Below are 13,193 nucleotides of genomic sequence, written 5' to 3' on the forward strand. Positions count from 1 at the left end.
GATGTGCCTGTGACAGAACGAAGACGTCGCGGGGGACCGCCTGTGACTCGGTGCGAGATACAAATACTTCCGAACACACGCACCGCGCCATTCCTGGGGGAACACCGTGAAGTACACCCGCATCACCGCTCTCGCCGCCATCAGCGTCGCCGCCACCCTCTCGCTCACCGCCTGCAGCGGGGACGGCACCGGGACCGGCTCGTCCTCCAAGGGCGCCTCGTCCTCCTCGTCCTCGAACGACGGCACGCAGGCGGAGAACGGCGCCGGCACCGGCGGCTCGGAGGCCGGCAACGCGAAGACGGACTCCGGTGAGGACACCAAGGCAGAAGCAGCCGCGAACGCCGCGACGAAGACCAGCGGCAAGGTCACCTTCTGCAAGACGCGGGACCTCGCCATCGACGCCACGGACGCCGCACCCGACGAGGAATCCGGCCGGATCGACATCACCATGATCAACCGGGGCTCGACCACCTGCTCGGCAACCGGCTTCGCGGGCGTCGACATCAAGGACGCCGACAACACCTCGAACCCCATCGAACGCGGCCACGCCCAGCCGCGCATCACCACCCTGAAGCCCGGCGACGCCGCCGTCTTCAACCTGTCCTACGACATCGACAACACCGGCGGCAGCCTCTCGTCCCCGACCAACATCCTGGTGACGCCCCCCAACGAGACCCACACCATCAGCCTCAACTGGCCCGAGGGCGCAGGGGACATCAAGGGCGCGTACACCGACGTCGAGGTCTACCCCACCCACACGACCGAGTAGGCACGGTGCGCACGGCCGCCCCCCGGCGGCCAACCACCCCGTCTTGCCGTGGACTTGGAGTCAGGCTTCGTCCCGGCCGATCGAGAAGGTCGCATCAGGGGCGGCGTGGTCGACGGGACCACCGAACCGCGTCGAGGCACGCGCCACGGCCTGCTCCGGTGTGAGGAAGCGGCCCACGTGCGTGACGATCAGCCGCCCGGCCCCGGCCGCGGCGGCCGTGTCACCGGCGTCCTCGGGCGTGTGGTGCACCTGTTCGCCCTCTGCCGGTGCCTGTGCGCTCTCGGCTTCGCACAACAGCACGTCGCACCCCGCGGCCAGCTCCGTGAGGCTCGGGCACGGTGCCGTGTCCCCGGAGTACACCAGCGACCTGTCCGCCACTTCGATGCGCACGGCGAAGGCCGGAATGCCATGCGAAACCGCCCGGCTGATCAGTCGGAGCGATCCGATGGCCACCTGGTGCCCGTCGTGCAACTCGGTGACGGAGAAGGCGGATTCGATCGGGCTGCGGGCCGGTGTGTTGGTGAGAAAACCGGCCAGCCGGTCGGCGATTCCGGGCGGGCCGTAGAGAGGGATCGGCGCCGGCAGACGGATGTCCGCGTACAGGGCGCCGTAGTAGGCGGTGAGCAGGTCCGCGCTGTGATCGGCGTGCAGATGCGAGATCCAGATCGCGTCGAGCTCGTCCAGTCGCACATGACGCTGGAGCGGACCGAGCGTCCCGCTGCCCGCGTCCACCCAGATGCGGGTGCCCCCGCCCGACACCAGATAACCGGAGCACGGATTGTCCGCACTCGGGTAGGGCGTCGCGCAGCCCAGGACCGTGAGGTTCAGAAGCTCGTCACTCATCACAAGATCCTAGGACACACGATCCACAGTCCCGGGGTGGGTGACCCCGGCGGGCGGGCCGGACACATCGCACCGCCCCGCACCCGCGGCGTGGTGTGGTGTCCGCGGAAACCCACAACGGACACGCGGTGTCCGGTCCCGTCGTACGTGCGGGCCGTCGTCGCGCCGGAGCCATCGGTGGCCGACGCCCTCCGGGACGGCATCGGCTCACTGCTCAGGAGGTGTACCGCGTGGTGCACACCGCGGTGATCCAGTACCCGCCGCCCGCATGGCTTATCGCACTGTTCTCCGCTTCGGTCTGACTGGCGCCACTGCCACCCCAGTAGCGACGGGTGTTCGGGTTGTAGGCCACGGCCCCGCAGCCGTTGGCGAACGTCACGAGGACCGTGCAGCTGCCGGGGCAGCTGTTCAGCGCGCCTTGCCGGGCAGCGCTCGCGGTTCTGTGGTCCCAGGCTCTGCCGTAGGCGCCGTTTCTCGCCACGGCAATGGCGCCGTAGTAGTTCGGCCGTGGAGCCGGCGCAGGTGGCGGGGCCGGGGCCTGCGTCGTTTCGGGGGCGGGATCGTCGGTCACCGGATCGGGGTCCGGAGTTTCCGTGGACGGATCGGGGTCCGGTTCCTCCGTCGACGGGTCCTCGGTCGCCGTGTCGACGGGGACGACGGGATCGACGGTGGGGTCGTCATCCGCCGGCTCGTCGGGCATGTACGGAGGGGCGGAGACAGTGGGGATCGCGGACGAGCCGGAGTCGTCGCCCGCCGTGCTGTGGCCGTGCGCGAGCGCGGACACCAGGATCACCGCCACGATGGCGGCGACGACACCCCCGGCGGTCCTGCCCGACGACTTTCCACCCGGGTTTCCCGCCGGGCCCGTTCGGGTCCCGGGGGATGTGGGTACCGCGGGCCGTACGGGGCGCGGCATTGCGGGCTGTACGGGGCGCCGCGCCGTGGGCTGTACATGGCGCGGCGCTGCTGGCCGTGCGGGGCGCGGGGCCGGCGGCTTCGGGGCCCTGACCTTGGTGCGCTTGCCCGGCTGCGTCCGTTTGCGCGCCTGTTCCAGTGGATGGAGCCACTCCGCCAGCGCCGGTCGCCGGGCCGGGTCGCTCTGCGTGCTGCGCTGCGCGAGGTCCGCCAGTTCGGGAGCGACGCCACGCAGCGGCCCCAGATCGGTACTGACCTGGTCCTGGTTGAAGATTCTCGCGGCGATCAGCCCGAACTTGTACGTGTCGGAGGCCGGCGTGGCCTTCGCCGACTCCGGGACGCTCCAGCCCGTGGTCTCGACCTGGGGCAGTACGTCCTGGGTGCGGTACCGCATCGAATCGCAGTCGATCAGCAGGACGCGGGGCGCGCCGTCCAGGGTGAACAGGACGTTCTTCGGCGAGAGGTCGCCCACCACGACGCCCCCCTTGTGCAGCCGGCTGAGCGTCGAGGCGAGGTCGGTGAGCAGGTCCAGCCTGGTGCGGTCGTCGAGCGTCAGCCCGATGGTCTGCAGGAATGTTTCCGGGTTGAGCAGGAACTCCAGGCCCTGCTGTTTGACCCCGCCGATCGCGGCGCTGTTCAACTCGAACTCGTTCCCCACGCGCTGCATGAGGAATCCGACCACGGTGGTGCCGGAGTTCGCCGGGAGCGGCAGCTGCGCGGGCGCACTGCCCGTGTAGACGACCGCGATCGGCCAGGCCAGCCGCTCGGACAGAAAGGACTGGTCGGCGGGGTCGAGGGTGGAGAGGGAGGCGGCGAGCGCCTGCAGCGCGGCGGGGTCCGGGCGCACCTGTGGCCGGTACTCCTTGTAGGCGAGCTGTCCGTTCAGCTTGCCCGGTGCCCGGGGCACCCCGTAGACGATGCCCTGCCCGCCGTCGCCGAGGCGGTGTGTCGCGTAGGGCCCGAGCTGGTCGGGCCGTACCCACGGGACCTTCACCGGAGGGCTCCCGGTGCCGTCTCGCGCGGCCACAACGCGATCAGGGTGCGGTCGTCCCCGAACGTCTCCCGGGAGAAGTCCAGCAGGTGCGCGAACCTCAACGGTGGTACGGGACTGCGGAGTTCGGATCGGAACAGGTGACCCACGGCCCCCTCGCCGTCACCGAGCGGATCCCCGAAACCGTCGGTGCCGACGAGCAGGACGGTGCCGGGTTCCAGGACGCAGGACACGGGGCGGACGACCGCCGGGACGAGGGGCAGCGGGTCCACCGCGGACGACAGGAGCCCGTCCGGCCCGGTCCGCTTGCCGCCGCCCATCGCGTGGAAGCGGTCGTGCCTGAGCTGCCACACGCCGGAGTCGCCCACCCAGACCGCGGTCACCTCCACCCCTCGTTCGGTGGGTGTGGCCGTGCCCGCGACCAGGGTCGTGCCCAGCAGCTCGGCCGTCTCCTGCACCCCTGCCTCCTCCTGCAGGTGCAGAAGACGGCGGGCCTGCTCGCGCAGTTGCCAGTGCACGGTGGACAGCAGCTTGTGCCAGTCGGCGACGAAGCCGCCCTCGTTCCGCACCTGGGACAGCATCTCGTCGACCGCGCTGCGGCACGCCAGCTGTGAGCCGATGTGCGGCTGGTGGGCCTCGGACACTCCGTCGGCGACGGCGAACACCACGGTGCCGGTGCCCTGGTCCCACGCGATCGCCGCGTCGTCCTCGCGCTGTGTGCCGTCGTGCCGGTGTTCGTAGCCGCGTACGGACGCCAGCCGTATGTCCAGTGCCGCCGTCGACCAGCCGTCGCAGACGGTGTCGGGACGGTAGGACATCCCCGTGGGCGGCACCGGGTCGAAGGCCACCACGGCTCGGTCCACGACGACAGGGCCCCACTGGTCCGCGGGGACGTCCGGCTGGTACGGGACACTGCCCGGGGGCCGGAGCGGCACCGGGGCGAAACCGTGTCCGGCCACGCCTGTCCCCCGGTCCCACGGCGCTTCGCCGGCCGTGCCGTCGGGCAGGTCACGGGGCGCGCCCCGTGAGGTCTCGCCGAACCGATGGTCCTCCGGGTTCTCCGGCGGCCGGGGTGCCGGTGCCGCCCGCGGCGGCATCGGCGGTGGCCCCGGTGGCGGTGGCACGTACCGGGCGGGTTCGCTCTGCGTCTCCCCCCGGCGGCGGTTGAAGCGCGGCACCATGTCAGATCACGTCGATCGCTACGGTGAAACCCTCCGGCTTGTCGACCTGCAGGTGCGGGGTCGACGAGTCGAGTGAGCGGCCGGAGGCGATCACACTCTTGGTGAGGGCGGCGCAGAACTTCGAGATGGCCGCGCCGACATCGATGCCCTTGTCCGCGACGAAGCCGAACTCCGCCCGCGTCGCGACCTTGTTGATGGTCTCCGCGTCCGCGTCGCCGATGCCGCAGGCGATGATGTTCGGCGCGGCGGGTGTCACCGAGCGGTCGGTGAGGCGGCGCAGTGTCTCCTGCCAGTTCTCCCCGCCGTTGGGAACACCGTCGCTGAGGAAGAAGACTGCGGGCCTGTGCACCTGGTAGCCCTGGCTCTTGAGGTCCTTGACGTCGACCGGGATGCGGCCCGCGAGGTCCTCGAACGCCGCGGCGTAGCTCGTCGATCCGCGGGTGTGCAGCTTCGGGAACTCGTTCGCGCCGCGCAGGTCCACCTGGTGCAGCCGCTCGATGACGTCGTCGGAGAATCCGAGTACCGAGAAGCGCACCTTGGCCGCGGCCATCGGCTCTCCGAGCAGCGCCTGGTGCAGTGACCGCAGCCCGTCGTTGAGATCGTCGATGTGCTCGTACATCGAGCCCGACTCGTCGGCCAGGACGTAGATGGGGAGCAGATGCCCCCGGTTGCTTTCCTTCATCGTCAGTGTGTCCGTCTCGTCTCGCTGTGACTGGCTGTTGTGTGCCGCACTCTCGGACTGGGAACCACGTGTTGTGCGGGACGCTTCGTGGCGAGCCACGGTTCCCCTCCGGCCGGGTCCGGAATCCGGCGGGCCGGCGGGCGCCGTCGCGCATCGGAGTGCCTCACCCCGTCAGCGTGCGGAGGAGCGGGGATTCACCGAGTCGGTGGGTCCGTCTCGTTCCCCTGTTCCAGCACACCAGGCGGGCTGGTCGCGGACCGGGCGGAATCGGGGCGGATGCCGACGGCCCCGTCGCCCGTGAGCGTGCGCGTGATCAGGTCGGCCGGAGCGGCCCGGCGCACGATGAGGTGGAGGTCCCAGTCGGCTCCACGGGCCAGTTCCGCCTCGACGGCCGCCCACAGGGCGTGAAGGCTCTGCTGGTACGACAGCCCGCCCCGTCCGGAACCGACCAGGGGCAGGCACACCGAACGCAGCGGCGGGTCGAAGCGGTCGCGTTCCTCGGCCAGCGTCGTCAGGGCCCGGGCCACCGCCCGGGTCACGTCGGCGGGCAGTACGTCGTAGTCGTTGGTCCCGGCCCGGGGCACGGCGACGGCCGCGTGGTAGATGCGGCGTACGCCCTGCTCCGCCAGGGCGCCGGAACCCGTGGCCGCCACGGTGCCGGGCAGCACCGGGCGTCCCGATGTGTGCTGACGCGCGGCCCACTCCCGCAGTTCGTCGCGGATGCCGTCCTCCACCAGGTCCCCGGTCAGGCCACGTCGCGCCCCGGCCCGGCGCAGCGAGGCCGATACCGACGACTTGTACGCCTCGGGCAGCGCGAAGTAGGTGTTGGCGGGCGAGACGATCACGTCCACGTCCCGCAGGAGATCGACGGGGTGGATGTGCAGGGTCACCGGTACCGTCCGGCCGGCCGCCCGCGCGAGGAGTGCGCGGTGGGTGCCCGGGGCCGGCTCGTCGGGCGGGACCTGCCCCGTCAACTGCACCAGCTGCACGATCTGTTCGGCGATCTGGTTCAGCACCATCGGCTCGTGGTACTTGCGGTGCCGCTCCACGCTGACGCCGTAGACCCCGGCGGCGCGCCTGCGCCGGTCGGCCCCCGGCCAGTCACGGGTGCCGGGCGTCAGGCCCAGCGTGTACGCGGCCGCCTCCTGGAGGCTGCCGCCGTCAAGCCGCGCCACCGCCTGCCGCAGCAGCTGTTCCACCGCGGAGGAGGGCGGCTGACCGGTCAGCGCCGCAGCGTGCGCGAGGGCCGGCAGCTCCAGCGAGCGCAGCCGGACGATCCCCGCGCGACGGAGCACCCCGAGGTCACGGACGACCGAGGCGTGGTCGGCCGACGCAGGGTCGGCCGGCCCGGGTCCGTCCGAGGTGTGACCGACCGGTTCGGATGGCATGGCTGTCCCGGATGGCATGACGACAAGGATCCTCCTTGTGACAAACCGCCACAAGCGGTCAGCCCGTCTCTCCCGGGACCACTGCCGCGCGCAGGGGTGCGAGCAGCCGGTTCGTCTCCGTGATCCCCGTCGGCGACCCCAGGTCGATCGCCCTCCTGCCGGGATCGGGCTTGAGCGGGTCCTCTCCGCAGCGGTCGCCGAACAGGACGACCGCGTGTCTCGGCCGGTGCCGTCGGGACTGCCACACCAGGCCCTGGGCTTCCGGGACTTGAGTGCGCAACTCGCTCGCCCAGCGCCGGGTCTGCGCGTACCCCGCACCCTCCGCTTCGAGGAGCCAGGAGTCCTGGCACACCGCGGCCAGGTCCTCCTCCGACAGCAACTGGATGAGCCGCAGCTCCACCCGGGTCCGCAGCAGGGTCAACGAGCGGCCCGCCACCCACGCGCGGGGCACCAGACGCAGGCCCGAGTCCGTGTCGAAGGCCAGCGACCGCAGCAGTACCTCGGCCAGCGCGGTGGCCGGTTCGGCTCCCGCGTACAGGAAGGGGTACGAGTCCTCGGGTGTGCCGTCGAAGCGGTTGCCGCCGAAGTGCGAGTCGGCGGCCACCGGGTTGAACCCCTCGGCGGGGCGTCTGCTGCTGTGGCAGCGCCACAACTCGGTTCCGGCGGGCAGGATGCACTGGTGCGGCGTCATCCGGTACGCCGTCGGCGGATGGCGGTCGGGCATCAGTCGCCCTCCAGCATCGCCGAGGCCGCACCGACCAACAGGTCCTCGGGCAGGGCCCCGAGCAGTGTCGCGGGCCGCCCGCCCAGCCACTCGTTGCTGCTCAGCCACCAGTCGGCCGCGCCCCACGGGTCCTGGTCCGCGAGGAGCAGCCGGTTGACCCGCCGGACGACGGGGATCGGCGCGGCGCCGTGACCGGCGAACTGGAATGCCGGGTAGCGGGGCCCGTCCACCGGATCGTCCAGCGCGATGAGCCCTTCCGTACTGGCGCAGCCGTCGCGCACCTCCCGCGCCGAGAACGACGGCTGTGCCAGCAGCCGTCGTTGCACGACCGCGATGATCCCCTCGGGGTCCGCGGGGAGTGCGGGTGCCGGGCCGCCGGACCTGGTGAGCCAGGTGTGCAGTTCCCGGGCCCTCTCCACCACCCGGGGGCAGGCCGTCGCCGGACCGGCCAGCCGGAGGCCGTCCAGCGCGGTACGCACCGGGTGTCCGGGCGGAAGGAAGTCCAGCAGCGCCAGCCGTACCCCTTGCACGGCTCTGCGCACTTCCCGTTCCGCCTGCTGCGGCGTGGCTGCGAGCGCGCCGAGCCTGGACACGAGCTCTTCGCGATCCGCGTCGTCGAGCGCACTGCGGATGTCGTCCCAGTGCAGGCGGACGAGATCGAGCAGTTCCTCCGGATTCACGTGGCCTCCTCCTTGGCGGCAGTGGTCGCCGGCAGCCCCGGATGTCCCTGGTGGGTGAAGGCGGCCCACACCGAAAGCCGGTCCAGGCCGGGCAGTTGGGCGTCGCGCGCCAGCGCGCCCCCGACACTGCCGGGAACCCTGCGCCGGGGGTCGAGCATCCACAGCTGCGCCGACCGCAGAGCGCTCGCCGGGGCCTGGCCTTCGACCGCCACGAAGTGGTGGAACACCGCCATCATCAGTGCCGAAGCACCGTCGGACGTCCTCCACCGCGACCCCACCACGTTCCGCGCGCCGCGCGCCACGAACGCCGTGGCCAGCGTCAGCGCCTCGTCGTGATCGCGGTTGCTCAGGTCCGTCTCGCAGGCGCTGAGCACGATCAGCGGCCCGGCTCGACGGGGTGGGGTGGCGGCGGTTCCGGCAGTGGCGGCAGCGCCTTCGGCGCCGTCGCCGGGGACGTCCAGGGCAGCCGCGCCTTCGGTGCCGTCGCCCGGGATGTCCAGCAGCCGGGTGACGGTCAGCATCCCCAGGTCCGGCAGAGCCCCCGGGCCGCCCCGCTCGGAGGGCCACGCCTCGCTGTCGCCGGGGAACGCCAGGCTGAGCGCCGACACCGTCGGCCGTGGCCCGGCGGACCCGTGGGACGCCACGTGCAGCAACGACGCCCGACCCAGTTCGGCGAGCAACTCGTCCGGTGTCCCGAGTGCTTGAAGCGTGGTGGGCGCCTCGTAGAACTCCCCGTAGAGCCGTGCCCCCGGATAGAACGCACGGTGCAGCGCACTGATCTCCCGCTCCGCGTGGGTGAGGTCCATCCGTGGATCGGCCACAAGGACCGCAGACGCGTCCACCGGGAGCCGGTCGCGGCCCACCGCCGCGAGGAACTGACTGCCCGACGCCGCATAGGTGACCACCAGGTCCTGGCAGGCGTAGCGGTATTCGCCCCGGTCACGATGGCGCGCGGCGTGCCACGGCACGACGCCGAGGTTCCCGCACGGCACCAGCACGAGGCGGAGGGGGCCGCGCCCGGCGGCGGGCCGCGCCGTGCTGCGCCCCGCGCGGGCGGCGAGGCGGGCTTCGAGCTGTTCGGTCAACGGTCCCATGACCGCGTACGAGGCCCAGTCGCACAGGCGGCCGAGAGCCCTCTCCCATCTGCGCTCCGACACCTCGCCGCCCACCCGGGAACGGGCCGCCGCAGCGTCCAGGTACTCCGCCAGAGGGCCGTTCGGCGTGGCGAGCAGCGACGGCAGGTCGAGCACCTCCGGCTCCATGTCCGGCCACAGGGCGATCGCCAGCCCGTGCGCCTCGCCCTGCCCGGGCAGCAGGTAGACCAGTACGTCTGCGTCGCCCGCCGCGACGCCCGCGCTGAGCGCGGCCGTGGACGGGGTGGCGAACAGTGTCATCCGGCTGTCGTGCCGCCGGTAGCCGAGCACTTCCAGGGTCCGTCGGCGCAGGCTGCCGGGAAGGAGCCTGCCATCCTCCGTGTGCGTCGCTCCTGTCTTCTTCCGCCAGGTGTCGGCGAGTTCCCGGTGCCCGCGCGCCGCAAGCAGTTCGGGAATTCCCGCGGCGGCCGAGGCGGCGTGCAGCACCAGTGCCCGGCCCAGCTCCAGGGCCGTCACCGCCGCCTCCGGACGGCCGCAGCCGATCGCCGTGCGGGCGGTCATCAGCGCCCGGTTGGCCGCGGACCGGGCCGCCTGCAGGCCGTGCTCGGAGCCGACCTGGAGAAGTACGTCGGCCGAGACGGCGTGCAGGGCGTCCAGCCCCGCGTTCGTGGCGGCGTGCACTTCCTCCGGGTTCTGCGTCCGGAAGAATCGCAGCCAGTACGCCGTGACGAGGTGCCACAGGGCGTCCGTCGCGAAAGCCGTTTCCCGGCCCTGCCGGGCGCGTTCACGTATCCGCTCCAGGCTCGCGATGGCCCGGTTCAGGTCGGTCGGGTCATCGGTGTGCTGGTACCGCTCCATCAGGGCGAGCGCCGTACGGAGCTCTTCGATCTGGCGCTGCATGGGCAGCGCCGGAGCCTCTCGGCCCGCCTGGTGCAGGCTCTCCTCGACCAGCGCCGGATCGCTCTCGTAGTGCCCGCGCAGGAGCTTCGCCTGCCTGCTGAGCTCACCCAGCTTCTCGTTCCAAGGCGGTGGTGCCGACCGTACGCATTCCTCCAGGAGCGCGAGCCCGCGCTCGATCTCCGACTCGTCCCCCAGCAGCGAGCCACGGGCCTGATACGCCTGGCTCAGCGCCAGCGGAACGAGAATCCAGGAGGAGTGGTCTCTGGGCACGGTCGTCCGGAGGCGCAGCAGTTCATACAGAACCGCGTCCAACTCGTCCACATCCTCGTCCCGTTCGCCGCGCCGGATCCGGGAGAGCAACGAGAGGAGCCGAATCGAGTTGAGGGCGTCGGCATCCGGGCCGGAAGCGGGAACTGCGTCCCCCGGGCCCGGGCCGGCCTTCATCTCCTCGGTCACGCGGTGCGCGAAGTCGTCGTCCTGGTAGCTGCCTCCGATGACGCCCGCGCCGTGCAGCAGCACGGAACGCATGGCTTTCATGGGGAGGTTCATCGGATGCCCCGGCGCCAGCCGGTCCGCGGCCTCGGCCATCCGGCGCACGGCCGTGTCCAGCAGCGTCGGATCTCCCGTCCCGATCGCCGCCGCTGCCGCGAGCATCGCGGCGGAGATCTCGGCGTCGGCCTCGCCGGAGACCTGACGGGTGGAACCGCCCTCTGCCGGCTCGTGCAGCAGATCGTCGCGGCCGGCCGCTGCTCCGGACGGCCGCGACGATCGCGTCCCGGGACCGTTCCGCAGCCCCATGGACTCGGCCAGCCCCATGGACTCCGCCAGCCCCCGGAGTTGGTCTCCGTACGGGAAGTCCTCAGGCATGGCGTCCGTCAGGCGCTGTTGCATCGTTTCGCTGACGCCGCCCGGCCGCAGCAACTCCTTGAGCAGAGGCATCATCGAAGCCAACTTGGCTACTTCCGAGCGCATTTGGGTCGGCATCGGCAGGTCCTGGACGTCGCCGAGAAGCACGGGCAGTTCGGCCATGCCGTCACGGCCGATCTGCGTCAGGTACCAGTTCAGGGCGGCCGGGAAGTCGGGGGCAAGGCCGATACCGCCGCCGAGTCGTGGTGGCGGCGCCATCAGGAGCAGCAGGCCCATCGCAGCGCACTGCCGCTCCCACTCGGGTGCCTGCGGCACCGCCTCACGGACTCCGCGCAGGTGCACGAGCGCCCGGCCCCGATCCTCAGGAGGGCCGTCATTCATGTGCCGCAGGGCGAGCAGGACCCCCAGCCGGGCCACCACGGCGCTGCGCCGCTGCTCGTCCGAGCCCAACAGTCTTTCCAGTTGCGTCAGTTCATCCAAGGTCCGGTCGAAGAAGGCCTGGTCGACGACAACCCCGCGCGGCGCCCTCGGCGGCACCCGGTGGAAGGGGATCAGCAGATCGGCCCGCCCGGCGGCGTCCCGCGCCCAGGCCCGTAGCCCCCGTGTCCCGCCGTTGCCGTGATCCATCGCGCCCCCGCTCCGCTCGTCCCGGTGTTCACAGAATGCCCGATCCCCCAGTCCCAGGAGGCCGGATCACGGGGAGCGGACCGAAGGCGACCTGGAAGCGACCGGCAACCGACCGGTTCAGCCGTCCTCACCAGGTCCCGGATCCGGGGGCGACGCGCAGGAACCCCCGGATGTCCCATGGGCCGCGTCATGACGGTGCTGCCGGCGGGCCCGGGCATGCCTTCCGAGGCCTCGCGAACCTTCTGGACCAGGGGAAGCCCACGCACCGGCGCTCCGATCCCATCGCCCCTCGGAGTCGACCCGCCCGCGAACGGACCGATCCGGCCGGCAGACGCCTTCGCGGACATGCGGCCGAATGGCACCCGCCCGTACGCGGCGGGCGTCTCCCCCGCACCCGGTCGAGGGCTTCCGGATCGCCGCCCCACGAGCCCTCGTTCACACCGAACGCCGATCCTCACCCTCCGCACCCAGATCGGCCCGCATGGCACGCCGCATCTCCCGCAGCCGGCCCCAGAGCGCGTCGATGTCCCTCTGCGCGGCGACGGGCGAGTCGCCGGGGCGCGGGACACCGTCGTCCATGCGCCTGAGACTGCCGTACACCGCGCCGAGCGCGTGGCTGACCTCGCCCGCAGGACCGAGCACGTTCTCCGGCAGCCGCATCTGGGCCTCCGCGTACACATCCCGGTGCAGATCCCGGGCGGCGGTGAGCCGCTGCCGCGCGGAACGCAGTTCGCCGTCGCGGCTCAGCGCGTGCAACTGGTCGGTGAGTGCGGCCAGATACTGCCGGGCGGCGGTGTTGAGAGCTACGTAGCAGGACCGCCGCTCCTCGGCCGCACTGCGCCGCTCCCGCAACTGCTCGGCACGCTCCTGCTCCCGCTGCCGACTGCGGTCCGCCGCGTGCTGCGTCAGCAGCGCGGAAAGCAGCGTCCCGACGACTCCGACGACCGCGACCAAAGGCGCGATCGCGCTATCGGAGTCCACGCGGCCTCGATCCGTGTCCCGTCATACCTCCAGCGAAGCAGCGACTCCCCGACGCGTGAAGCCCCGCCCCGAAGCCCGCCCACCCTGCGCCCGACAACCGCCCGCCTTCCGGTAACCGCGGGACCTGAACCCGATTCCGGCCTGTCCGACCCTCGCACCGGTCGCAGGAGGTGTGCACCGCCGCGACATAGGCGCCGCGCCGAGGCAGCCGGCTGGGCCACCCCTTACTCGCTCCACCACTCGCCGGCCAGGCGATGGGAACGACTCAAGCAACGAGGTCGCCCAGCCGGTCCAGGACGGCTTGCCGCTCCTCGGCGTCGTCGCTCCAGCCCCGTGCCCAGTCGAGCTCCGAGCAGCCCCGGCTCCATGCGGTAGCGGCAGTTCCTTCGCATGAGGCGGGCCGAAGGTTCGTTCGCCTTCCTTGGGACTGAAGGCCCGCGGCAGAGGCGGCGACAGTGAGCCTTTTCCAACCTCAGATTGAGGCGTGGTGCAGGACGAGGACAGCCTTCACGATGTCGGTGATGCGGTTGGTGCTGCAGCGGAGTTTTCGG

The 13,193-nt window shown here is 71.8% G+C and carries 10 protein-coding genes; 1 reads left to right on the forward strand and 9 read right to left on the reverse strand.

Annotated features, from left to right (window positions below):
- Positions 1-106 precede the first annotated feature (106 nt).
- Positions 107-769, forward strand: coding sequence for a DUF4232 domain-containing protein (locus AB0D53_RS19050; RefSeq protein WP_362447654.1), 663 nt, complete (start codon positions 107-109; stop codon positions 767-769).
- Between the two features lie 60 nt (positions 770-829).
- Here AB0D53_RS19050 and AB0D53_RS19055 read toward each other — a convergent pair whose 3' ends face one another.
- From AB0D53_RS19055 to AB0D53_RS19095, 9 genes are all read right to left on the reverse strand, one after another.
- Complete coding sequence (locus tag AB0D53_RS19055) at positions 830-1,612, reverse strand: MBL fold metallo-hydrolase (RefSeq protein ID WP_362447657.1); 783 nt, start codon at positions 1,610-1,612, stop codon at positions 830-832.
- Positions 1,613-1,826: 214 nt separating this feature from the next.
- Positions 1,827-3,521: a DUF4189 domain-containing protein gene (locus AB0D53_RS19060; protein ID WP_362447660.1), complete on the reverse strand. Its 1,695-nt coding sequence runs from the start codon at positions 3,519-3,521 to the stop codon at positions 1,827-1,829.
- The gene (locus tag AB0D53_RS19065) at positions 3,518-4,477 is read right to left on the reverse strand and encodes a protein phosphatase 2C domain-containing protein (RefSeq protein WP_362447663.1); all 960 of its coding nucleotides are present in this window, start codon (positions 4,475-4,477) and stop codon (positions 3,518-3,520) included. The genes AB0D53_RS19060 and AB0D53_RS19065 overlap by 4 nt, the downstream gene beginning before the upstream one ends.
- Before the next feature lie 223 nt (positions 4,478-4,700).
- A complete protein-coding gene (locus AB0D53_RS19070; protein ID WP_362447666.1) occupies positions 4,701-5,381 on the reverse strand; it encodes a hypothetical protein in 681 nt (226 codons plus the stop codon).
- A 194-nt stretch (positions 5,382-5,575) separates the two neighbouring features.
- On the reverse strand, positions 5,576-6,769 hold the full coding sequence (locus tag AB0D53_RS19075) for a hypothetical protein (protein ID WP_362447669.1): 1,194 nt from the start codon (positions 6,767-6,769) through the stop codon (positions 5,576-5,578).
- 58 nt (positions 6,770-6,827) lie between these two features.
- Positions 6,828-7,493, reverse strand: a complete 666-nt coding sequence (locus AB0D53_RS19080; RefSeq protein ID WP_362447672.1) for an RES family NAD+ phosphorylase — start codon at positions 7,491-7,493, stop codon at positions 6,828-6,830.
- Complete coding sequence (locus tag AB0D53_RS19085; protein ID WP_362447675.1) at positions 7,493-8,173, reverse strand: hypothetical protein; 681 nt, start codon at positions 8,171-8,173, stop codon at positions 7,493-7,495. The genes AB0D53_RS19080 and AB0D53_RS19085 overlap by 1 nt, the downstream gene beginning before the upstream one ends.
- Positions 8,170-11,661 carry a CHAT domain-containing protein gene (locus tag AB0D53_RS19090; RefSeq protein ID WP_362447678.1) on the reverse strand — a complete coding sequence of 1,164 codons (3,492 nt, stop codon included), beginning with the start codon at positions 11,659-11,661 and terminating at the stop codon, positions 8,170-8,172. Before AB0D53_RS19090 ends, AB0D53_RS19085 begins: the two co-directional genes overlap by 4 nt.
- Positions 11,662-12,096: 435 nt before the next feature.
- Positions 12,097-12,642 (reverse strand): hypothetical protein, encoded by a 546-nt coding sequence (locus AB0D53_RS19095; RefSeq protein WP_362447681.1) that lies wholly within the window; start codon positions 12,640-12,642, stop codon positions 12,097-12,099.
- Positions 12,643-13,193 lie beyond the last annotated feature (551 nt).

The organism is Streptomyces sp. NPDC048295, from assembly GCF_040652135.1.
GTDB lineage: Bacteria > Actinomycetota > Actinomycetes > Streptomycetales > Streptomycetaceae > Streptomyces.